This window comes from Ornithinibacillus contaminans (assembly GCF_001038425.2).
In the GTDB taxonomy this organism is placed as follows: domain Bacteria; phylum Bacillota; class Bacilli; order Bacillales; family Amphibacillaceae; genus Ornithinibacillus; species Ornithinibacillus contaminans.
The window spans coordinates 1-22,823 of the sequence record NZ_LDPV02000012.1 but is presented as its reverse complement, the minus strand read 5'-3'; the positions used below and the strand labels follow the sequence as shown (position 1 = coordinate 22,823).

The following is a 22,823-nucleotide window of genomic DNA, read 5'->3' as shown; positions in this document are numbered from 1 at the left end:
CGACTCACACCTAATGCTTCACATAGTATGGTTATTTTGAACCCCTTTTTTTCGAGCTTTTTGATTGTTTGGTACTCTGCCTCATACCGCGTTTGCGTAACATCAACTCTCTTTCCACTTCTTCTAACTTTTTTAGCGCAGCGTTCTCTGTTTCAAGGTACTCATTTCGTGCTTTTAATGCTGCAATTTCTGTTCGTAACTTTTCTTCATCTGTTTGGATCTTGTCTGGCTTTCCGTGGCCTCGTCCATCTACCAGTCCATCAGGACCATGCGCTTTGTACTTTTGAACCCATGAGTAAATATTATTATAAGAAACCTGATATTTTTCAGCTGTGTCTTTATAAGATAAGTTATTGGCTAAACATGCTTTGACAATCTCAACTTTTTCTTCATGCGTCACTTTTCTACTTTTCATTGTATACACCTCGGGTTTTGGAGAATAAGTTTTTAATTCCTCCCCCTCAGTATACTTGATGATCCAATTTCGAACAGTACTATCATTCGGAATACCATACTTGCGAGCTAACTGTATGAAAGGTGTGCCTTGTTCGATGCGTTCTTTAACGATCAAGTCCTTAAACTCTTTACTATATTTATTATTTCTCCTCTTCGTTTGAATGCCTCTAATCCCCTGTTCTTGGTATCTCAGCACTTTTTTATTAAATACCGATTTACTTAACAGCAGACCCTTCTTTTCACTTAACTCCCGATAGCTCCATCCTTCATCAAGGTACATTTGAATATATCTTTCAAGTTCATCAACAGAATGTTTACTATTAGAACGCATAAAAAACTCCCCCTAAAGTAGTTTTGTTTTTTTGGTGTCTACTTTAGGGGGAGCATATCAACACGGTGCTCGCTTTTCATTATTCGTTTGGAAATAGCCCTTCGAAAGTAAAATCCTCCACACGATGTCGATTAGAAGGTATTTCTCTTTCTTGTAATGTTTCGTTCAACTCTGCTTTGTCCCCTTGGTATCCAATCGCCACTATCGCTTGCACATCAAACCCTTCTGGAATTTGCAGAAGCTTCTTCGCCTCTTGTCTGTTAAATCCACCCATAGCGTGTGTCACTAATCCTTTTCTTGCTGCTTCTAACGCTAGGAATCCCCAAGCGGTCCCTGTATCAAACGCATGTGAAGGGTTCTTTCCACCAAATCGTTCTTCTACTGCTTTTGAGATAACAGCAACTAGAACTGGTGCTTTCCTACACCAAGCTTTATTTCCATCATTAATAAAGGTCAAAAACCTCTCTCTATCAACTACTGTACGAGCCACTACAAATCGCCAAGGTTGCACATTTGCTGCAGATGGTGCCCATCTCGCTGCTTCAAACAAGCTATATAATACTTGCTCTGGTACGTCCTTTTCCAAAAATGACCTAGGGGACCAGCGCTTCAAGTAAATTGGATCAATCTCGTAATCTGCTGTTCGATAATCCTGTAATTCTTTCATATTTCCTCACCTCTGCTGTTTATTTAACACGAAATAATTAATAATTTGCGCATTGTTTAATAAAGTATATCAAAAAAGACTATCCCAATCTAGACGGGATAGTCTTTAGCATCTTCAACGTTCACAGTTTATTTATTTTACAACTCTTCTTACATGACCACTAAAATGATTCTTCCAATAGCCCGAAGTCATATCAGCCACTGCTAATCCAGTTGAGTTTTGTGCCCCAATAAATTTACCGTTTCCTACATAAATACCTACATGACCATTTGTTTTATACGTATTAAAGAATACAAGATCTCCAGGTTTAATGTTACTATAAGAAACCTTTGTTCCAACGCTTTGCATTCCCGCTGTACTTGATGGCAAGCTTACACCTGCTTGTCCATATGCCCACGAAACGAATCCGGAACAATCAAATCCTCCTGGTCCTTTACCTGCCCATACATAAGGCGTACCAAGATGAGGATATCCAGCATTAATAGCGGTTTGAACTGCATCACTACTTACTTTAGGAGCTTTATAGCTTAATTGACTTAAATTGCCACTAGACGTTGCACTCTTTGAACCACTAGCAGATGCAACCGGGTTTGCTGCTGCACGTTTCGCAGCAATCTGACGTTTTACCTCCGATTCAATTGCAGCCAATTCATTTGCTTCCATTTGTAAAGAATCTATTTTTGCCTGAAGGGTATTTTCCTTACTGCTTAATTCTTTCTTTCTTGCTTCATTTTGTTCTTTTTGAACTAAGATAGTTTCTTGCATTCCTTTTAGTTCCTCTTGCATCGCATCTAACTCAGCGATTTTATCTGCAAGCTTTGTCTTATCTGCTTCAAGCTCTTCTACAAGTTCTGCATCAGCAGATGTGATTTTATTAACGGCTGTTACACGACTAATAAAATCTGTAAAACTAGTTGAACCAAATATAACATCTAAGAAACCAATATTTCCACCATTCTTTTGGTATGTAACCATACGATCACTTAAGATATCTTGGCGTTTTTCTATTTCTGTTTCTAATTCTGCTACTTCTTTCTTAGTAGCATCCATTTGTTTATTCGTATCATCAATCATTTCCTGATTGGCTTTCAACGCTTTTTCAACCTTGGAAATTTCTTCATTTAACTCTTCTAAATCTAGTAAAACATTAGCAATTTCTGATTCTGCATCAGACAATTTAGCATTAATGTTAGAACGATCACTTTGTATTTGGGATTGTCTGCTCTGTAATTCGCTTGTCGTTTCTGCATATACCGTATCAAGTATTGCATTGCTCGTTAATCCTACTACGACAACCGTAGTAAGTGTAATGAAAGACTTTCTCACTTTCTTTCCCCGCTTTCCAGACAACTCTACTTTTATTTTTTCTATCTTTATATTAATCACTGAATCTATTACATCTATTAATTAGGTAATTAGAAGTATAGCATGGTAACGTTTCACCAGTATTATTGTTATGTTACAAATAGGTTTCAAAACCTATCACTAGGTACTAAGTGGTGTAGTAGCTAGTGCTAATTCCCTAATCATAGTTTAAACGTAAATACTTCTTTACTTCTACCTAACTATAGGTTCTTTAGGCTGATAGAACACTATATTTTCCGGTAAAAAACATAAAAGCGCTCCGATTCATACGTGCTAACAAATGCGTTATAATAAATATGGAAAGAAGGAATCAGCCATGAAAAAATTTACTATTGCAGGTAGTCGTATTCTTAAAACTGCTGTAGCTATCTTTTTGACCGCATTCATCTGTGAATTTCTGAACTGGCCACCAGTATTTGCTGTTATTACTGCCATTGTAACGATAGAGCCAACCGTATCAGAATCCATTCGAAAAGGAATCATACGCTTTCCTGCATCTGCTATTGGTTCAGCCTTTGCTGTTCTGTCTATTTCGCTATTTGGAAATTCTGCCTTAACCTACACACTTGCCGGAACTCTAACCATTGTTACCTGCTCCAAGCTACGATTACATGCCGGACTTTTAGTTGCTACCATTACAGCCGTCGCAATGGTGGAAGTAATCCACGATAATTATTTCCTTGCTTTCTTAATACGATTAGGGACAACAACAATCGGATTATTAGTATCGACTGCAGTCAATATGTTTATGTTGCCACCAAACTATACAAGAAATATTGAACAGGGGATTGAAACAATACGAAAAAAGGTCGGACAATCTATCGAATGTGTATTTGAGGAAGTATTACAGTACAAAAAAACAGGGGGTTCTCAAAGCATACGGTTATTGGAAGAGTTAAATCAGACCATCCGGAAAGCGGAAATGTTCATCCAATTTCAAAAGGAAGAATCCAAATATCATCCTTTGGTGGATTCAAAAAAGCAGGAATTCCTTCTCGCTCAGGAAAAACTCCATCTATTACGATTAATCCACTATCATCTGGAAAATTTAATCAACACAACAATGGATACCATTCCGTGGTCATCAAAGGATAAAGAACAAGTATTCTTAGCAGCAAAGCAACTACAATACACATTACAACATCATGAGAATTTTAACCTTACTACTCACGAAGAACAAATTGAAAAAATAGCCACTAGGCTTTGGCAGGATAATGAGGACATTACAAAAGGAGGTCACAATCATTCAACAAGTTTTCCACCCGAGCTAATTATCATGTATGAATTAATTTCTATCTATTCATTAGTTGAACGATTTTATACAGAAAGAGATCATGTCTTGTAATGATTTACACACATGATCTCTTTATTGTTTAAAAGAATATAAAGTAAAGAACTACTACCAATACAATTCGATAAATCGCAAATGGTAAAAGCTTCACTCGGTCAATTAATTTCAAAAAGAATTTAATGGAAATAAGTGCGAATACAAATGCACTAATAAACCCTGCGATAAAGAATGGGATAGCATCTACAGAAAAGTGTTCTAAGTTCTTCAATAGCGAAAGTCCACTTGCACCAGCCATAATCGGCACTGCCATGATGAAGGTAAAATCAGCCGCTGCTTTATGACTCATCCCCATTAATACCCCACCAGATATCGTCGCACCTGATCTAGAGAAACCTGGCCATAAGGAGAAACACTGAATTAAACCAACACTAAGTGCTTGCTTATACGTAATTTGGTCAACCGTTTTAGCTTGCGGATTTTTTTGAGCATATCGATCTGCGATAATCATCAACACAGCACCAAGTAATAATCCAATGAGTACAGTCTCATATGTAAACAGATGCTCATCAATAAAATCTTCAAAAAGTAACCCAAACACCCCTGCCGGAATAAGTCCTACGATTACTTGGCTCAGCTTTAAGCGTGGACCTTCTGCTCTTTCTTGGTTAATCAAACGATTTAATCCTAATAAATCAACAAAACGTCGCCAAAATACAACAACAACTGCTAAAATCGATCCCAGCTGAATCACAACCTTAAAGGTGTTAGCAGGTTGTTTACCCAAGAACTCTTTTGAATGTAACCAAAGATCATCTACAAGAATCATATGCCCAGTTGAAGATACCGGAGCAAATTCCGTTAATCCTTCAACTAGCCCTAAAATAATCGCTTTTAAAATTTCAATTATAGTCATTCTACTACTCCTAACGTCTAATTCTTTTTCTAACAAACATAACAACAAAAATTACGATCCCAATACCAATCAGCCCATACGCAATGGTCGAATACACGTCCATCAAGCCAATAATTTCTTCCCAATTCTCTCCTAATACAACGCCTACTATTATAAGAATCATATTCCATATCAATGTACCAATTAACGTAAATAATAGAAACAATGTCATATTCATTCTCGCCATACCAGCCGGTAGTGATATTAAGCTCCGTACTAATGGAATCATCCGGCAAAACAACACTGTCCAATAACCATGTCGTTCAAACCAACTATCCGCTTTTTGAATATCGGTTCTCTTTATCCGAATAATATGTCCCCATCTATCTACAATTCGTTCGAGGCGGCTAACATCAATGATTCGCCCGATACCATAGAGAATAATTGCACCAAGAATTGAACCACAAGTAGAAGTAATTAATACTCCCAATACTGTTAAATCAGAATTAGTAGTTAAAAATCCCCCAAAGGGAAGAACTATCTCAGATGGAATTGGCGGAAATATATTTTCCAGTGCCATCATTAAAAATATCCCGACATAGCCGAATTGTTCCATAATATCGGTTATCCAAGCTTGCATCTGTTATCAACACACCTTATCAAATTAGTGATTGTCCATATAAATATAAGCGAGTATTCATCGCATTATGCATCCTAACGATAGCAGAAATAACGTTAACTCGTCTACCAAAAACTAAAAAAGAACTACTCATAGTAATTCTTTCTATACCAATCGCTTGCCAATTAATTTTAAATCATCTAACAGATCTTTCTTAAATTCAGCATTTGTTAGAAATTGGATACCATAATAACAGTCACTTAATCGCTGCTTTTTCCAAACTAATATCCCTCTGATGGCGTATTCGTGGTTGTTCAATTGAAAATGCGTTGTTAGCTTCACTACATGTTGCTTAGATACTGGGAGCAATAACGATGTCCTGATTTTCATTCCTCTTAGACTAATATCTAGCAACTTAGCATCTCCGTCCGATGTTTGAACAGGTTTACCATTAAGCTCGTCAATCGTAAATGTTATTGGTACTGGTTCTTCAAACTCAAATCGAAACGCTTCATCACGTCTATATCGCATTGTGATGACCCCCATCTTCCATTAATCTATTACATCAATCATAGATTAACTGGTGGTCATTTACAATATTTTGTTCCATAGCTTATCCATTATTTCCCGGAAAATTTTCCAAGATACGTTAGAAAGTAATCACGATGTTAGAATCTCTTTCGCAAGAAGTTCATACGATTTATTTCGTTCTATATAAGAAGAAGTATTGGTAAGAATCATAAATTCTTCCACCTCATATAATTCGCTAAGCTGTACTAACTTTTCTTTCACTTGCTTCGGATTGCCAATAATCATATTAGCTGTCTTTGATTTGAATTCGGTTAGTTGATCGTGTACAGCAACATTCAAATCTACAGTAGGTTGACTAGTTGTCCTAGAATATTGTTTCCATGCAATATTTTCTGCCTCATCCATCGTATCGGCACAGATTACATGCACCGCAACAACAAGCTTAGACGCTTTGCTCGGATGCTTTTCGCGAAAATTTTTCTTATACATTTTCAGAATTGACTCCGCATTATAATCGGTCATAAAATGTCCAAATGCATATGCCATCCCTTTGTCAGCAGCCAAAATCGCACTTTTCTCACTTGTTCCAAGCAGCCAAACATCCGGTGCCACTGGTGGAATTGGGGTTGGTTTGATTTTAGAAAACATGTGACTTGCTTCAAAGTCTTGATGGATAAAATGCAGTAACTCATCGAGTGCTACTGGCATATTGCGCACATTCTCCAAAAAATTCCCAGACAACGCAATAGATGCTTCTGCAGAACCCCCAGGGGATCTTCCAATCCCAAGATCAATTCGATCAGGATATAACGTCGCAAGCATATTAAAGGTTTCTGCAACTTTAAATGGTTTGTAGTGAGGAAGCAATATTGCACCTGCCCCAATCCGAATGCCGTCTGTTTTTCCACCAATCGCACTAAGCATCACTTCTGGAGCTGGACAGACTAATCCATTTAGATCATGATGTTCGGCAATCCAGTATCGGTTATAGCCTAATTCTTCACCAAGTTTAGCTAAATTAATGGTTTCCAACAGGGCTTCATGCGTTGATTTTCCAATTGCAATTGGTGCTTGGTCTAAAATACTCAGTTTCATAGTTCACCTTCAGTGTCATCTATTTAAAAATATCATGCCACATTTTCAATACTATAATCGAATTATAGCGTAACAAGGTGGCATCAATAGATGACTATTTATCATTCTTAGAATTTAACTCATCCACTAGCTTCTCTGCTAAACGGCGATAAAAATTACTCATATTGACCACAGAAGAGATTAACAACAGCTGCTCCAGATAATAAGCATCTTCATCCTCTAGCTTGGAGACTTCTTCCTGTACTTGTTCGGAGCACTCTTTTATTTCTGTCATAAATCGTGCGATATTATTTTGCGATAATTTTAAATAGGATTGGTAGATATTCTCAACCTCTAACTCTTCTTCAACAATCTTATGGTTTAGTTTGTCTAATGTTACCTTTATATCATTTATAGATAATGCACCTTTTAATTGGTAGATTAAACTAATTAAGATTATATGGTTCTTAGAATATTTTTTATTCTCGATTGGAAAGAATAATTTACCTTTCGCATAATTATTAATCATTGTCTTTGTTAATACTTTATCGTCTTCACTTCGCTTAGACGCTTCTAATTTATTTTCAAATATTTGTATGACTTGATCAATATACAAATCTAAATCTGGCAGCTCTTCTAATCGTAAATGATTTTCTAAATGCAGGTTTTCAACTAGTTTCATTATATTTTTCATTACCTAACCCTCAATTTTTTATATTCATTATACTGTAAAACTACAAGAAAAGTAAATGTTGACTAGATGATATAATACGTGTATTGTAGTATGTAGTTATTAAAACTATATTAAAAGGTGTTGATTACATGAACACGTATATACGTGAACCAATTAATGGATTTACGCATTTATTTGGAGCGATACTATCCTTTATTGGTCTATTAGCCTTAGTTATAAAAGCTTCAATGGATAGTGGCTCTCCACTTGCTATTACCGCTGTGATTATTTTTGGTATCAGTTTAATCCTACTTTACTCAGCATCTGCCACGTATCACATGGTTATTGCTCGAGATAGTATTATTGCTTTTCTTAGAAAAATTGACCATTCTATGATTTTCGTCTTAATTGCTGGTACCTATACACCGATATGTTTAATCGGTTTAGAAGGGGTTCTAGGCTGGGTGTTATTTTCTGTCATTAACGGATTAGCAATACTAGGAGTCCTATATAAATTAATATGGTTCCAGGCACCAAGATGGCTTTCGACAGCATTATATGTCATCATGGGCTGGATTATCATTTTCTTTAGCTCTTCCCTATTAGATGTATTATCTTCTGCTGGGATGACCTTATTAATCTTAGGTGGGGTTGTTTATACAGTTGGTGCATTTATCTATTGGTTAAAACCAAAGTTTCTCGAGTTTAAACATATGGGATTCCATGAAATTTTCCATTTATTTATACTCGCTGGAAGTTTATTTCATTTCTTTTGTATCTATTATTTTGTTTTATAAGAACAAAGACCCAATGCTTATAAACCATTGGGTCTCCTTATTTCCTAGTAAATTTTTGAGAATTTCATATAATATTCCAATCTTCAAGCACTAAGTTGCTCTGCAAACAAACTCCTTAATTGCTTTCTCGCTCGATAAATCCTTGTTTTAACGGATGATGATTTTACATTTAATAAGCTAGCAATTTCTTGTTCCGTTAACTCATGATGCATCTTAAGTATCATCACATCTTGATATCTATTGGTTAAGTTCAGAATAGCATGGCCGACTTGCTCGATGAACAATAGATGTTCCACTTCTTTTTCAACATTTTGATTCATTTCTCTGGCTAGGCCATCTAGCATATCTTGCTCCAACAATAACCCTTTCTTCCTATGCTCAGCTCGAATCATATCAATTGCGGTTCTCTTGGTAATCATCGCTAACCAGCCAGCAACTTTTTCCGTATCGTTGATGGAGTCAATTTTGTTCATCGCTTTTATAAATGTTTCCTGAACAACATCCTCGGCTAAGTAGACATCTTTTGATATGGAATAACTTACCCTGATTAACCAATCGTAATTAACCGCATATAGTTCAGAAAAATCAATTGTATTCACACTTACCTGCCTCCCCCTTTTCACAGCTAGTCTTGCAACATTAAAACAATCGTTACTTTGAACAAGTCCCCATCTGTTTCGATTTCCATTGTTCCGCCATGCAGATCAACAATCGATTGTGCAATTGCTAGTCCTAAGCCACTTCCATCTGTATTCCTCGACGTGTCCCCACGTTTGAAACGTTCTGATAGTTCCTCACTATTTTCGTTTAATTCATATTTCGACACGTTTTTAAAAGAAATAATCGCCCTACTATTTTCCGTTGCTAAATTTATATACACACGTGAATTCTCTAATGAATATTTCAATATATTTCCGATTAAATTATCAAACACACGCCATAGCTTTTGCCCATCTACTATCGCATTCACCGGAGGGTCATCGTTTGATACTCGAAATTGTAGACTGGACTCGTTTATTTGATCATCATATTCTGCTAATGCTTGTTGTAGCAACTGGACAAGGTCTACTTTTTCTTTTTTTAATTCAATGTTTCCACTCGCCATTTTTGATACCTCAAATAAATCATCAATTAAAACCTTTAATCGTTTAGATTTTCGGTCAATGATTTCGAGATACGCTACACTGTCCTCTTTCATATCCTGCTGTGCTTTTAGTAGCTCTGTGTAAGTAATAATTGAAGTAAGTGGTGTTCGTAAGTCATGGCTTACATTCGTTATTAATTCTGTCTTCAGCCGTTCACTTTTTGCTTGTTCATTTTGGGATACTTTTACACCTTGTTTCAATTGATTAATATTCCTTGCAAGTGTCGCAAATGCTGTTTCACCTGTTATCTCCAAGTCTTTACTAAGGTTTCCTGCTGCTAACTCATTGGTATTTTCCACAATTCGGTTAAAATAACCAATCTTATCGATGATGTTCATCACAATTGGAATACCAACTAACCCAAGTAATGCGATATACAAAATGGCAAAAACAGGGTGGGCCACAATGAAGATAGCAGCAAATCCTAATACAAATACTACTCCAAAAAAAACCATTATTTGCGTACCAGTTGGCTGATCTAGAAACGCATCTTTCAGCCGTTCAGCTAGCTTAATGAATTCTCGTTTTAGTAGTAAAAATGCTTTATATAATACACTCGAAGTCCATTCCTTCTTTACATTTTTCCAGTCTTTTAATGTCGCAAAGAGAAAACTTACTTGAATTACTGTCAAGACAATACAAACCGCTAGAATTAGCGTCATGATAAGCAAGAAAATACCATAAGTAATAGAAATTTCAAATCACCCATATCTCACATCATCGATAAATACATCTACCATATATAATGTAAAAATTCCCGTAAATCCAGCTAGCAAAATTCTAATGTCAACTGGAAGTTTGTTATATAGTTCACGCCATTGCTTAATCGACTCTCTTGATTTCTTTGCCCTTTTGAAAATAAACAAGGATAGGAATAGAGCAATCAAACTAAGTCCAACACCAGACCAAAATAGAATTTTCTCTATTTTATAGTTGTTATAGGTAATCATTAATTGACTCGATGCAGAGAGGTCTTTTGGGACACCAATCTTCCCTTCCAGGTTCCTATCTGACTCATGGATGATAGGGTACCAAACATCGTCCGGTATGAATTCATAGTTAACGTTATTCGTATCGAAAATAGTATAATCGGTTTCAAATAGCATGTTATTTGCATTAATTTGATCTAATGATGCATTTTCTTTAGCTAGGTTTGTATAAACCTCACCAGTTGCACGATCTGTAAAATAATAGCTAAAGTTATCTTTGTTTCTCTCAAAATCAGTTCGTTTTTTTTCTATATTATCGTAGTAAGTTCCCAATATCTGTTCTTTTTCGTTAATAATTTTCGCTTTTATATAGTCATCACTCTCAAAATTCTTTGTAATATCGTCAATCTTTTCATCTCTCTCAGCCGTATAGGCATCTGCAAGTTGTTCATCTCCTCTCATTGCTTCTTGAATTATGTCTTCATACTGATATTCAATATTGGATATTTGTTCTTCTAAATCCCCATATCGATAGCGATGTTCTTCAATCTCCTCATCACTCACGACAATCGCTTCTTTAGCATCTTCCAATGTTAGATTACTTATTTCATATACACTTAAATCCCGAGTATATTTATCTAACACTTCATATTCAAATTCATCCGTATGGAAATAATCTTTTTGAGCGTAATAGTAACCATTTCCAGATAAAAGAAGAATTCCTCCAAGTCCTGCTATAAATAAGACTGTACATGTTACTATAATCGCGAAACTACTTTTCCATTTTGTAGCCAATGCCCCACACCACCTTTAAGTATCTAGGATTTTTAGAATCTATTTCTATCTTTTCACGGATTTTCCGAATATGTACTGCCACTGTATTTTCAGCATTGTAATTAGGCTCTTTCCATACTCGCTCATAGATTTCACTGATGGAAAACACCCGTCCAGCATTGGTCATCAATAGCTCCACAATTTTATATTCAATCGGGGTAAGCATTACAACCTCCCCATTGACAGTGACTTCTTTTGACGATTGATCCAAGGTAAGTCCGTTTAGATTTATCACCTTGTTCGCTCCTTCAAATGTGCCGAATGAAACATATCTTCTCAATTGCGATTTCACCCGAGCAACGAGCTCCATTGGATTAAATGGTTTCGTGACATAATCATCTGCTCCGACCTGAAGACCCAGAATTTTATCCGTATCCTCGCTTTTGGCACTTAGAATAATGATTGGTATATTCTTCTGCTCACGAATCTTATAGGTAGCGGATATCCCATCTAGCCTCGGCATCATGACATCTAGAATAATTAGATGTACCTCATGTTCATGTAATATTTCTAAAGCATCGATACCATCCTTCGCTTGTAGCACAGTCACTCCTTCATTCTTTAAATAAATTTCGATTGCTTCTCGTATTTCTTTTTCATCATCAACTACTAATACATTATAATTAGCCATTCTCTACCCTACTTTCCGCGGCCTTCATGTATCTATCATAATCATTATTTCTTAACATTCTTTTATTATTTTTCTTAAGATTTTCTTAAGATTAGTTCTTTTTTAGTAGTGTAAATCTACTATTCTAGTATATCGTTCTCGTTAAATGGAAACACTATATATTTACAATCACTTTTTTGGCCAACGTAAAAAGACCACATCACATAAGGAAGTGGTCTTTTCGTATTGTAGTGGAGATGCTCGGACACATGTATTTATGATTAGATAAAATGTCTCAATTCCTTCTATACTTAATAGGAAATCATATCGGATAACACATAATGATAGACTAATTTTTCCGTATTGATTAAGGATTTTTCATGGGTGCGTTCAAACGCATGGGAGGAATCAATTCCCGGTCCAATCAAGCCATGAACAATATCATGTCCCGACTTTATTGCGGCAGATGCATCAGAGCCGTAGTATGGATAAATATCTAGTTTATAACCGATTTGATTTTTTTCCGCTAATTCAACTAGACGTTTACGTAGGCCGTAATGGTATGGACCACTTGCATCCTTCACACATATTGATACGGTATATTCATCTGTTGATTGACCATCACCCATGGCACCCATATCAACCGCTAAATATTCAACCGTTTCGGCTGTCACATTTGAATTTCCACCATAACCAATTTCTTCATTATTCGAAATCAAGAAATGGGTTGTATAGGGAAGTGTCACATTTTCTTCTTTTAAACGTTTAATTAATTGAAGTAAAATCGCAACACTCGCTTTGTCATCCAAATGTCGTGACTTAATAAACCCGTTATCAGACAACTGAACGCGAGGATCAAACGAAACAAAATCTCCCACTTCGATTCCTAGCTTCCGAACCGCTTCTGCATCAGCCACTTCCGCATCAATTCGGACTTCCATATTTTCCTGGTTTCTTTCCGCTTTACCTGCATCCTTATAGACATGTACAGATGTTTGATGCATTAAGATAGTTCCAGTAATTACCTTTCCGCTTGACGTATGAATCTCACAGTATTCACCTTCAATCGAGTTATACCGAAAACCACCAATTAAATCTAGGCGAAGACGACCATTACGCTTAACCTCTTTCACCATCGCACCTAATGTATCCACATGTGCTGTTAGCATGCGGTGTTGGTCTGAATTTGCACCAGGCAGTGTAGCAATTAAGCCACCTTTTCGATTTCGTATTGTTTCTACATTTAGTTTTTTCAAAAATTCTTCAGCAAATTGAATGACATTTGCAGTAAAACCTGTTGGGCTCGGAATAGAAACTAGCTCTTTAATTAATTCTTTTGTCTCGTTAACATTCGGATATGTAGTCACAAACAATTACTCCCTTCATTTCCTTCTTACATTTATAGTAACGCTAATCCAAATTAATTAACAGAATTTCATTCCAATTCAAGCATTATTCCTTGTACGATATAGAACAAACGACAAGATGAATAATCATCTTGCCGCTTCATTTTCTGATTCATTTTTCCGCAATGCTTTCATGCCACCTTTGACATTAGCGATTCGGTCAAACCCTTTTCTCTTCAATACTCTTGTCGCTTTAGCACTTCGAATTCCACTTTGACAGATGACAACAACTTCCTTTGATCTATCTAGTTCTCTCACTCTTGATGCTAATTCATAGAGTGGAATGTTACGAAAGGGTTTCTGATGATCACGATTATACTCCCCAGGTGTTCGTACATCGATGAATTGTATATTTTTTCCGTCCATTTTCTGCTTGGCTTCCCCAGTCGTGATATTCGTGATTCCTTTAACTGGAATAAACCTACTTACAATAAATACAACGATTAAACCAATAATAATCCATTCTCTAAAATCCATATAGTTGCTCCTGCCCTTTTGGAGTAATAATACATTAATTTTCTACTTCAACGTCATCTTCCCAAGCTAGCATTCCACCGGTCATGTTGGTAACATTAAAACCATTGTCGATTAAGAATTCACACGCTCTTCCGCTTCTACCACCAGAACGACAAACCATATAGTAATGCTCGTCTTGATCCAACTCGTCCAAACGTTCCGGGATTTCACCCAGTTTAATATGACGAGCTCCAGGAATTTTTCCCATCGCTACTTCTTCGTCTTCACGGACATCGATAATATTAAGCTTCTCTCCGCTTTTTAGTTTCGCTGCTAACTCTATTGCTGAAATTTCTTTCATGATTTGAACCTCCATATTTTTTCTGTACTAGTTATTACTTTTATACACTATAGAGGTAAATGTCAACTAACTACGTTTAAGATTGCTCTATAATCTCTATTTTTGCTGATTGCAATGTTGCGAGTTTGCTTTCATCAGTGGCGAGTTGATTTTCCAACCTTTTAACAATACCAGTGACTTTAGAAAGTTGGCTATATGCTTGTTCATATGCATCATTAATTCTTCCTTGTACCATCCAATCCACAATCAAACCATCTAGGAAAAAATCTGCAAATTTTAATAGTCCCGAAATATCCACTTCGATGTGTATTCGTTCGTCAATGTCTAATAATTCCTTCTGGAAACTTCTCATTCGTTGCTGTGCAGTATGGATATACTCCGATGCTTTATCCATATTGCTATGCTTAATAGCACTGGAAAGCATTCCACCACCAAACATATCGAGTGTACCCCAATTCTTGGCATCCTTTAAAGAATCTACTGCATTCGTAAGAGCCTCTGTTGCGGAATTGCCTGCATGTATCGCTTCCTCAAGCTCCTGTATGTATGCTTGTAAGTCCGCTTCTTGCTCACTTAATTGATATAGATCCTCAGCAAATTTGGAATTACTAGTTTTAATCAATTGCTCCTTGGTTACTACTAATCGCTGATATTCCTTTTCGCTATTGATAACCTTCTCTAGTTTAGATTGTATTTCCAATATAGCGGAATCGATATCTTCCAGGTTTTTTTTCGCTTCCTCTAATTGGAGTTGAACGGCTAATACTTCTTTATTTTCCTTATCTAGTTTTTCATATTTCGTACCGCTTATCGTGGAGAAGAAATTGGCAATACTTATTCCTTCCAGCTTTTTCACATCTGCTTTTTCTTCACCCAATTGTGTTTCTAACTTCTTAACCGCACGCTCCATTTCCATTCTCTCAACTTGATAATCTTCTAACTGATTTTCCAGTTTTATTTTTCGTTTCCTGTCACTTTTCACTTGAATGAGTTGATTATTTACATCTTGGAACATATGAATTCCCCCTATAGTTTAACTACTTCTATATACGATAATTCTATAGAAAAGTTTCATGGTTAGGTCTAGTAAAATGAAAGAAGATAACCCAGATGGACTACCTTCTTCTCGTGGGAATATTAATTTTAAAAAATTAAAGGCAAGCTGCTCCAACTATAATTAAAAGAATGAACAGTACTACAATTAACACAAATCCGTTACCGGAATCATATCCATAGCCATATCCTCCGCAGTTATATCCCATCATGTAACCTCCTTAGTTGATTAGTAATGGATTTTGGCATCTTCAGGATACTATATGCGAATGTACCAATTTGGGTTTGGGTGGTAACCTATTCAACACTTTCTAGATGAGATAAGAACATAAAAAGATTGCCGAGGAAAATATCCCAGCAATCTCTTGTTAGTTAGCCTACATGTAGTTTGTTTTTATAACCAAGCTGCTCCTACAATTATTAAAAGGATAAATAACACTACGATTAGCGCAAATCCTCCACCATATCCACCTGCTACTTCACTCATATTTTATTCCACCTCCAGAAATCATTTGATACTAACATATGTAAGACAAAAAAATTTGGTATGGATAGTAACCTAACTTTATCTAATAAAGAATATTATTTTTCGATTTAAGACTCCAATATGGAAATTTGTTATACAATATCAACATTTCCCCTGATGTATTTGTCCTTTATATCTTTTTTTCCTACGCATATGATGTCATATGGTTTAAATATGCGTATGGAGGTGAACGAATGTCTGTTGAGCAATATTATAATATGTGCTGCCGATATAAAGGCAGAGCTGTACAAATTAGAACGCATGATGGAAGAATGCATCGTGGGGTAATTCGTCATGTAAGTAATAATAGAGTGTATTTACATCCAATAGATGCTACTAGAAATTTGGGTGGCTTTAGTTACCCATTTGGTTATGGATACGGGTATGGTGGCTTTGGAGCGGGTATTGCCTTAGGTGCCATTGCTACATTGGCTTTAATTCCATTTTTCTTCTGGTAATATATTTTAAAAAACAGACGATAGTGAACTGCACCCCCATTATTAGACACATCTAACAATGAGGTGCAGTTTTTTATGTTGTTGCAAGTTCTACAATTGTTTTTGTAGGTAACTTCAATAAATCCCTGCTAGTAAGGTGATTCGCGTCAACACATTTTTTGACTAAATAATAGCCAACACAATAGCCAGCCATAGTAGGGTATGCGTCTGTCCCGAATAAAACTTCTTGATGTTTAATTGCCGTCTTTCTAACATCTTTATTCGGATAAACGACATCTCGCCATATTTCTTGTACTTCCATTTCTGTATAGAACGATAGCCAGTTCGCCTGATAGCTGGTTCCGAACCTTTCCAGAACGGCATACTCTGCCATTCCTTCGAGTATGATCGTATCCAATAATATATACTCATCCTCCAGTTTAGGATATTGTATTAACCTACAGACATGATTATATTCATGGGTAAGTAATGCTCTTAAACTGCTAGTTGGTATAGCGTCAGATAAAAATAAAAACAGTTTGTCATGAAAAGCTAAACCAGATTTCCCTTCTCCCTGCACTCTATAAACACTTTCATCGATTGGAAATAGAAATATTGGGATGTCTGGACCACCCCATAATTCTGATAGAATCTCATACTCTGCTTCTACCACCTTCCAAGGGTTTTTCTGCAGCAGGGTATTAAGCGACTTCTCTCCCTTGTCAGTAGGAAAATACATTCCATGAAGGTATAAATAGTCATAGACTTCTTCAGCAGATGCCTGAAAATATCCCGCTAACCTTTCACATAGCTGAATCGGATTTTTGTAGTCTGATAACAACCACTGATCCGTTCGAATTACACCCATTAACAACACTCCATCAACCAACCTTTTTACTAATCTATGTAACATTTATTTAAGATGTAACCTGGAAATCAACATGGAAATACTACCGCCATCAGGACATATGCACTTGCAATAAACATAGCAATGAATAACATGTATACATAAACAATCTAATGGAGGTGTAATTATGTTTCCTCAAAGACCACGAAGACCAATACAGAGGTTTGCAAGGACCCCCTATTCTATACATCCATATCGACCTCGCAGAGCATCCTCACGGTTACCAATTTTAGGAGACTTTCAACATGCGGATGGGAATCTCGATTTTAACAAGTTAACGACTACAGGCAAGCAAATCATGGATCTATATGGTCAGTTTAGCCCACTTATATCAAGATTTATTAAAAGATAGCTGCAAAACCATGATGTATTAAATCTACTAAAAGGATGGGAGTTATAGTGAATAATAGCTACCTTGATTATCTAGCATACCTTGGAGTTGGTGGAGCACACCCAGGGGGATTACACCTTACAAAAAATCTACTAGGTAAAGAAAAATTAGATGAAACAACATCCGTATTGGAGATTGGATGTGGTACAGGGCAAACTTCAGTCTTTATAGTAAAACAATACGGTTGCCCTATTACAGCTTTGGACAATAATGAAATCATGATTATGAAAGCAAAACAAAGATGTTCAGACGTTCAATTACCGATAGTGATAATGCAAGGGGAGGCAGAGAAACTTCCATTTGAGGATAATTCATTTGATCTTGTTTTATCCGAATCTGTCCTTTCCTTTACAAATATTTCTTCAGCAATCCTTGAAGCAAAACGTGTGTTAAAACCAAATGGAGTACTTCTAGCCATTGAAGTGACACAAGAAAAAAATCTATCCGAAGAGGATATTCAGGAGCTTATAGCATTTTACGGGTTCTCTCAAGTTTTAAGTGAGGACGAATGGAATACCATGTTCCAAGCTGCGGGATTTCATACTATCCAAATGGAAAAACATGAGATCGTGATGGATGACCAGGATTTGGAGCTTGAGCTTGCTACTGATTTTACTATTACAGAAGGAATCAGTATGGAATATATGGATGCGCTTAGCAAACACGCTGAATATACTAGTCATTATCGAGAGCAATTAGGATTCCGTGTCATTCGATGTATCAAATAATTATTCGGTTAACGGTTGTCGGTGACTTTGCTATTCAATATCCATTCAAAAAAGTGCTACTCCACCATTAGAGCAGCACTTTTAACCCGTTTTCCATCTAGACCTTCAGAATACTATTACTCATCTATTGAAGCTATATTCTGATGAAGAAGTTGTATAATAGAACGCATAGCTCTAATGTCGATTTGTCCCGGTGCAGAGGCATCGACCCCAGAAGCAAAAGTAGCTGCTGAACCAATTAATTCTCCGGCCAAACGACTAATGACCCCTTTTCCAGACATCGACATTGTGATGAGTGGTCGATTAGCATACTCTGTTTTCATTGTATTTGTTGCATCGAGTAATGTTACTACATCAGCTTCATTGCTAGGCATGACCGCCATCTTCAAAATATCTGCCCCTTTGTCTTGCATCGTACAAAGGGTAGAAATCATTTCCGCTTTTGTAGGGGTTTTTTCAAAATCATGGTGTGACATGATGATACATACATCGTTCTCTTTAGCCTTTGTCACTAAGTCTTCAAGTATGTCGTCAGTTGTATTTAATTCTACATCTATTAAATCCACTAGTTTAGATTGTATTATCCTTTGGTTCAATTCTTGATAATAGCGCGCACTTATCTGCTTTTTTCCACCTTCTAGATAACTTCTGAATGTGAAAAGTAACGGTATATCGCCTATTGCTTTTCGTATTTCTACAAGCGTATCTTGCACACAAATTAAATCTTCAACATGCTCAAATGCATCAACACGCCACTCGATTATATCCGGCTTCATTTCCCTAACTATATTCACTTCCTGCATAAGTGCTGGTTTAGTTTTTGCTACTATCGGAACTATAATTTTAGGTAATCCGTCACCAATGACTATGTTTCTCACTGTTACATTATGCATCTGGATAATCCTTTCTCTTTTGCATATCTATATCAATAGTATCACTTTTTTGATTTGCTACCTAGATTTATCCAACAATCTTTTTGTTTCAATAGCAATCCGATCAATGTCAATTCTTTCAAATAATGCTTCCACATTTTTTATTTCTATTGACTCAATTTTAGTTTCCTGCCACGCTAGCTCCTTCACACGCAACATTTTCTGAATAGCTTCACTGGAAAAAGGAAGGAATGGATGTAGTAGCTGCGCTAAATTAGCAATGATATACACACATGTCGTCAAGGTGTTAGTACATTTTTTAGGGTTTTCCTTTAGTTGAACCCAAGGCTTCTGCTCATCAAAATACTTATTGGAAACACGAATAATGTTGAAAATCGCTTCCAAAGCTTTTTTAAATTGCGTTCGTTCAATTAAAGAACCCACTTCATCATAAAGCGAAACAATCCTTGCCTGAACCCGAAGATCCAACTCCCCAGTCGGTATGATACCATCATTAAATTTTTCAATGAACTTTAACGTCCGATTAACAAAATTCCCGTATGCCCCTAGTAATTCACTATTATGACTATAGACAAACTCACGCCATGAGAAATCAGCATCGCGATTCTCTGGAGCATTAATTGTAAGAAAATATCGAATCGAATCCGGATGATAATGCTTTAGAATATCCGGTACCCATACAGCCCAATTTCTACTGGTGGAAAGCTTTTTCTGCTCAATTGTTAAAAACTCATTGGAAACAATATGAGTCGGTAATGGCACTTTATCGATATTTTTTAGGATCGCGGGCCAAATTATGGTATGAAACGGAATGTTATCTTTTCCATGTACATAGTATGCTGTGGTATCCTCTTGCCAAAATATAGATTCATCTGTTTTATTTATAGTTGCCCACTGTTTACTTGCGGTATAATAGCCAGTTACCGCTTCAATCCACACATATATTTTTTTGTCTTCATATCCACTAACTGGGACTGGCACCCCATTGGGAAGGTCTCTTGAAACCGGACGATCCTGGAGTCCTTCCGACAAATACCGTGATGTAAGTTGTATTGCATTTTCTCTCCAACGCTTATTTGCTTTTGCCTCAGTCAGATACTCCTCGAGTTCATGCTGTAATGAACTTAATTCGAAATAAAAGTGCTCCGTATCTCTTATAATAGGAGTATTACCACATGTCTTACACGTTTTATCCAGCAACGCCACAGGATTTAGGAGGGTAGAGCAATAATCACATTGATCCCCTCTAGCTTGCTCACCGCAATACGGACAAGTCCCTTCTACATATCTATCGGGTAAAAACTGGTTACAATCCTCGCAGTAACACTGGTCTTCCGTTTTTTTATAAAGTATTCCTCTCTCAAGTAATTGCATAAATACATCTTGCACAACCTCATGATGTAAAACAGTGTCAGTACGAGTGTAACAGTCATACGTAAATCCTAGCTTTTCAAAGCATTCCTGAAACTCTGCATGATAGCGATCAGCAATTTCTTTAGGTGTTACCCCCTCCTGTTTGGCCTTAATGGCAATCGGAGTGCCATTACAATCACTACCTGATACATATAAGACCTCCTCCCCTTTCAAGCGATAATAACGTGCTAATACGTCTCCCGGTAATAAGCTTGATAAATGACCCAAATGCAGTGGCCCGTTCGCATATGGCCATGCCCCACCAATAAAAATACTCATGAAAATTCCTCCTTTTAAATTCAAAAATCCTCGCCCTTAGACAATGTCTAAGGACGAGGATTAGCTCGTGTTACCACCTTAATTCACTAATAACTCACATTATTAGCCTCCATAAGTACGGAGTGATTGAACACTCTTATACTATGACATTTATAACGAGTGCCAAATCTCGTTAAAGCCTAATTCTAGTTCATTATGACATCGAACTCGACTTTAAAGCTCAAAGGCCATTTTCAATCAAGTCTTTTCTGCTTCTTTTCAGCTACCGAAGCTCTCTGGTAAGAAAATGAAGTTGATTTACTTTCCTTATCATCGCCTGTGAATTTTTTTCTAATTATGGCATATTTTCATTTGAAATGGAAGTTCTTTTTTATTAATTGGGAAATAATAAAACAAAGTGAGGAGGATTATAACGATGAATAAAAGATCTATTAAAGACGCACGAAAAAATAAAAAGAGCGAAGGTCAAAACCTGCACCATGATGGAAATAATCATGATAACTATGCAGATTATCCTATCACCACAAGCAAGCTTGACGATAAGGACAACGAAGATATGTAAGAGGAGAACCCACTTTGAGGGTTTTCCTCTTTTATCATTTGTGGATATAATCCTTAGCTCAAGGAAATACCACCAGTGTAATAAAATAGATAACTTGCTGCTGCTGGTGTTCCGTCAGTTTCAAATCCTGCAACAATAGCAACGCGAGTACCTGCAGGGATTTCTACGCCTATGCCAGTTAACGATCCATTTAATATCGTATTGCCGGGAATTGCAGCTCCACCTACATATGGTTCATCAACAAATGTTTGCGTTTCTGGAATTATTGTAAACTCATTACTTCCTGGCTCCGCAATTGCTAATGCTATATAAGGAAAAATTTCTTGTCCTGCTGGTGGCGTAAATGCAAGGTTTGTTGCTGTCATATAAATACTATCTACTGTACTATCAGTAGGCATCACAAAGGAATAAGCATCCCCTGGCGCAAAACTAAACGTACCATCTTCTATATCCATAGCTGGACTAAATTGACCAAATCCTGATGCCAATACAGTTGCTGATTCACCAGTACCGTCAGTGGTGAGGGACACTGTATCTCCGGTAGCGAACGCTATAATACCTCCACCGCCTGCTGGACCGGTTGGGCCTGGTGGTCCTGTCGGTCCTGGTGGGCCGGTTGGACCCGTTGCTCCTGCTGGGCCGGTTGGGCCTGTCGCTCCTGCTGGACCCGTTGCTCCCGTTGCTCCTGCTGGACCCGTTGCTCCCGTTGCTCCTGCTGGGCCGGTTGCCCCTGTCGCTCCTGCTGGACCGGTTGCTCCCGTTGCTCCTGCTGGGCCGGTTGCCCCTGTCGCTCCTGCTGGACCGGTTGCTCCCGTTGCTCCTGCTGGGCCGGTTGCCCCTGTCGCTCCTGCTGGACCGGTTGCTCCCGTTGCTCCTGCTGGACCCGTCGCTCCTGCTGGACCCGTTGGACCCGTTGCTCCCGCTGGACCGGTTGGGCCTGTCGCTCCTGCTGGACCCGTCGCTCCTGCTGGACCCGTCGCTCCTGCTGGGCCGGTTGGGCCTGTCGCTCCTGCTGGACCCGTTGGACCCGTCGCTCCTGCTGGGCCGGTTGGGCCTGTCGCTCCTGCTGGACCCGTTGGACCCGTCGCTCCTGCTGGGCCGGTTGGGCCTGTCGCTCCTGCTGGACCCGTTGGACCTGTTGCTCCTGCTGGACCGGTTGCTCCCGTTGCTCCTGCTGGACCGGTTGCTCCCGTTGCT

General features: G+C 37.6%; 27 protein-coding genes, 1 pseudogene and 1 other annotated feature. Of the genes and pseudogenes, 6 read left to right on the top strand and 22 right to left on the bottom strand.

From position 1 onward, the window contains the following. Nucleotides 1-31: 31 nt before the first annotated feature. The 3 genes from JF53_RS02565 to JF53_RS02555 form a co-directional block, all read right to left on the bottom strand. Entirely contained in the window at nucleotides 32-787 is a 756-nt protein-coding gene (locus JF53_RS02565; RefSeq protein ID WP_053351188.1) for a helix-turn-helix domain-containing protein, read from the bottom strand. Nucleotides 788-866: 79 nt separating this feature from the next. Further along, on the bottom strand, nucleotides 867-1,454 hold the full coding sequence (locus JF53_RS02560) for a nitroreductase family protein (RefSeq protein WP_047981102.1): 588 nt from the start codon (nucleotides 1,452-1,454) through the stop codon (nucleotides 867-869). Nucleotides 1,455-1,586: 132 nt separating this feature from the next. Continuing rightward, the gene (locus JF53_RS02555) at nucleotides 1,587-2,780 is read right to left on the bottom strand and encodes a C40 family peptidase (protein ID WP_047981103.1); all 1,194 of its coding nucleotides are present in this window, start codon (nucleotides 2,778-2,780) and stop codon (nucleotides 1,587-1,589) included. Nucleotides 2,781-3,135: 355 nt separating this feature from the next. On the opposite strand from JF53_RS02555, the gene JF53_RS02550 reads away from it, so the two are divergent. After that, entirely contained in the window at nucleotides 3,136-4,164 is a 1,029-nt protein-coding gene (locus tag JF53_RS02550) for an aromatic acid exporter family protein (RefSeq protein WP_047981104.1), read from the top strand. 28 nt (nucleotides 4,165-4,192) lie between these two features. On the opposite strand, the gene JF53_RS02545 is transcribed toward JF53_RS02550, so the two are convergent. The 5 genes from JF53_RS02545 to JF53_RS02525 all read right to left on the bottom strand — a co-directional run bounded on the left by JF53_RS02545 (nucleotide 4,193) and on the right by JF53_RS02525 (nucleotide 7,920). After that, complete coding sequence (locus tag JF53_RS02545) at nucleotides 4,193-5,023, bottom strand: undecaprenyl-diphosphate phosphatase (RefSeq protein ID WP_047981105.1); 831 nt, start codon at nucleotides 5,021-5,023, stop codon at nucleotides 4,193-4,195. A gap of 10 nt (nucleotides 5,024-5,033) precedes the next feature. After that, entirely contained in the window at nucleotides 5,034-5,642 is a 609-nt protein-coding gene (locus tag JF53_RS02540; protein ID WP_047981106.1) for a DedA family protein, read from the bottom strand. A 144-nt stretch (nucleotides 5,643-5,786) separates the two neighbouring features. Continuing rightward, nucleotides 5,787-6,152, bottom strand: a complete 366-nt coding sequence (locus JF53_RS02535; RefSeq protein ID WP_053071902.1) for a PilZ domain-containing protein — start codon at nucleotides 6,150-6,152, stop codon at nucleotides 5,787-5,789. A 129-nt stretch (nucleotides 6,153-6,281) separates the two neighbouring features. After that, entirely contained in the window at nucleotides 6,282-7,247 is a 966-nt protein-coding gene (locus tag JF53_RS02530) for an MsnO8 family LLM class oxidoreductase (protein WP_047981107.1), read from the bottom strand. A gap of 94 nt (nucleotides 7,248-7,341) precedes the next feature. Beyond that, nucleotides 7,342-7,920 (bottom strand): DUF1836 domain-containing protein, encoded by a 579-nt coding sequence (locus JF53_RS02525; RefSeq protein ID WP_047981108.1) that lies wholly within the window; start codon nucleotides 7,918-7,920, stop codon nucleotides 7,342-7,344. Nucleotides 7,921-8,048: 128 nt separating this feature from the next. Here JF53_RS02525 and trhA point away from each other — a divergent pair, with 128 nt between their 5' ends. Continuing rightward, nucleotides 8,049-8,696, top strand: coding sequence for a PAQR family membrane homeostasis protein TrhA (gene trhA, locus JF53_RS02520; protein WP_047981109.1), 648 nt, complete (start codon nucleotides 8,049-8,051; stop codon nucleotides 8,694-8,696). 83 nt (nucleotides 8,697-8,779) lie between these two features. Here trhA and JF53_RS02515 read toward each other — a convergent pair whose 3' ends face one another. The 10 genes from JF53_RS02515 to JF53_RS02480 form a co-directional block, all read right to left on the bottom strand. Continuing rightward, nucleotides 8,780-9,295: an RNA polymerase sigma factor gene (locus tag JF53_RS02515; RefSeq protein ID WP_053071903.1), complete on the bottom strand. Its 516-nt coding sequence runs from the start codon at nucleotides 9,293-9,295 to the stop codon at nucleotides 8,780-8,782. Between the two features lie 26 nt (nucleotides 9,296-9,321). Further along, nucleotides 9,322-10,473, bottom strand: coding sequence for a sensor histidine kinase (locus tag JF53_RS17800; protein ID WP_236686897.1), 1,152 nt, complete (start codon nucleotides 10,471-10,473; stop codon nucleotides 9,322-9,324). A gap of 69 nt (nucleotides 10,474-10,542) precedes the next feature. Next, a complete protein-coding gene (locus JF53_RS17795; RefSeq protein WP_236686896.1) occupies nucleotides 10,543-11,565 on the bottom strand; it encodes a hypothetical protein in 1,023 nt (340 codons plus the stop codon). Continuing rightward, nucleotides 11,543-12,235 carry a response regulator transcription factor gene (locus JF53_RS02505; RefSeq protein WP_047981110.1) on the bottom strand — a complete coding sequence of 231 codons (693 nt, stop codon included), beginning with the start codon at nucleotides 12,233-12,235 and terminating at the stop codon, nucleotides 11,543-11,545. Before JF53_RS02505 ends, JF53_RS17795 begins: the two co-directional genes overlap by 23 nt. A gap of 290 nt (nucleotides 12,236-12,525) precedes the next feature. Next, complete coding sequence (locus JF53_RS02500; RefSeq protein WP_047981111.1) at nucleotides 12,526-13,581, bottom strand: M42 family metallopeptidase; 1,056 nt, start codon at nucleotides 13,579-13,581, stop codon at nucleotides 12,526-12,528. A gap of 126 nt (nucleotides 13,582-13,707) precedes the next feature. Then, entirely contained in the window at nucleotides 13,708-14,097 is a 390-nt protein-coding gene (locus tag JF53_RS02495; RefSeq protein ID WP_047981112.1) for a rhodanese-like domain-containing protein, read from the bottom strand. Between the two features lie 34 nt (nucleotides 14,098-14,131). Continuing rightward, nucleotides 14,132-14,437, bottom strand: coding sequence for a rhodanese-like domain-containing protein (locus JF53_RS02490; protein ID WP_047981113.1), 306 nt, complete (start codon nucleotides 14,435-14,437; stop codon nucleotides 14,132-14,134). A 76-nt stretch (nucleotides 14,438-14,513) separates the two neighbouring features. Further along, the gene (locus JF53_RS02485; protein ID WP_047981114.1) at nucleotides 14,514-15,452 is read right to left on the bottom strand and encodes a coiled-coil domain-containing protein; all 939 of its coding nucleotides are present in this window, start codon (nucleotides 15,450-15,452) and stop codon (nucleotides 14,514-14,516) included. Between the two features lie 136 nt (nucleotides 15,453-15,588). After that, nucleotides 15,589-15,702 (bottom strand): YjcZ family sporulation protein, encoded by a 114-nt coding sequence (locus JF53_RS17140; protein ID WP_083443524.1) that lies wholly within the window; start codon nucleotides 15,700-15,702, stop codon nucleotides 15,589-15,591. 182 nt (nucleotides 15,703-15,884) lie between these two features. Next, nucleotides 15,885-15,977 carry a YjcZ family sporulation protein gene (locus JF53_RS02480; protein WP_047981115.1) on the bottom strand — a complete coding sequence of 31 codons (93 nt, stop codon included), beginning with the start codon at nucleotides 15,975-15,977 and terminating at the stop codon, nucleotides 15,885-15,887. A 233-nt stretch (nucleotides 15,978-16,210) separates the two neighbouring features. Between JF53_RS02480 and JF53_RS02475 the strand changes: the two genes are divergently transcribed. After that, a complete protein-coding gene (locus JF53_RS02475; protein WP_047981116.1) occupies nucleotides 16,211-16,474 on the top strand; it encodes a hypothetical protein in 264 nt (87 codons plus the stop codon). Nucleotides 16,475-16,547: 73 nt separating this feature from the next. On the opposite strand, the gene JF53_RS02470 is transcribed toward JF53_RS02475, so the two are convergent. After that, on the bottom strand, nucleotides 16,548-17,321 hold the full coding sequence (locus JF53_RS02470) for a DUF2268 domain-containing protein (protein ID WP_047981117.1): 774 nt from the start codon (nucleotides 17,319-17,321) through the stop codon (nucleotides 16,548-16,550). A 166-nt stretch (nucleotides 17,322-17,487) separates the two neighbouring features. On the opposite strand from JF53_RS02470, the gene JF53_RS18040 reads away from it, so the two are divergent. Then, a complete protein-coding gene (locus JF53_RS18040; protein ID WP_047981118.1) occupies nucleotides 17,488-17,712 on the top strand; it encodes a YppG family protein in 225 nt (74 codons plus the stop codon). A 47-nt stretch (nucleotides 17,713-17,759) separates the two neighbouring features. Next, nucleotides 17,760-18,479: a class I SAM-dependent methyltransferase gene (locus JF53_RS02460; RefSeq protein ID WP_053071906.1), complete on the top strand. Its 720-nt coding sequence runs from the start codon at nucleotides 17,760-17,762 to the stop codon at nucleotides 18,477-18,479. 116 nt (nucleotides 18,480-18,595) lie between these two features. Here JF53_RS02460 and aroD read toward each other — a convergent pair whose 3' ends face one another. Together aroD and metG are read right to left on the bottom strand one after the other, a co-directional pair. Next, on the bottom strand, nucleotides 18,596-19,372 hold the full coding sequence (aroD, locus tag JF53_RS02455; protein WP_047981120.1) for a type I 3-dehydroquinate dehydratase: 777 nt from the start codon (nucleotides 19,370-19,372) through the stop codon (nucleotides 18,596-18,598). Nucleotides 19,373-19,429: 57 nt separating this feature from the next. Then, nucleotides 19,430-21,064: a methionine--tRNA ligase gene (gene metG / locus JF53_RS02450; RefSeq protein WP_047981121.1), complete on the bottom strand. Its 1,635-nt coding sequence runs from the start codon at nucleotides 21,062-21,064 to the stop codon at nucleotides 19,430-19,432. 46 nt (nucleotides 21,065-21,110) lie between these two features. Next, nucleotides 21,111-21,386: a binding site (T-box leader), on the bottom strand. 93 nt (nucleotides 21,387-21,479) lie between these two features. Between metG and JF53_RS17405 the strand changes: the two genes are divergently transcribed. Next, nucleotides 21,480-21,626 carry a hypothetical protein gene (locus tag JF53_RS17405; RefSeq protein WP_157052448.1) on the top strand — a complete coding sequence of 49 codons (147 nt, stop codon included), beginning with the start codon at nucleotides 21,480-21,482 and terminating at the stop codon, nucleotides 21,624-21,626. Between the two features lie 53 nt (nucleotides 21,627-21,679). Here JF53_RS17405 and JF53_RS17135 read toward each other — a convergent pair. Continuing rightward, nucleotides 21,680-22,823 (bottom strand): annotated as a pseudogene (locus tag JF53_RS17135) (hypothetical protein); the annotation flags it as partial.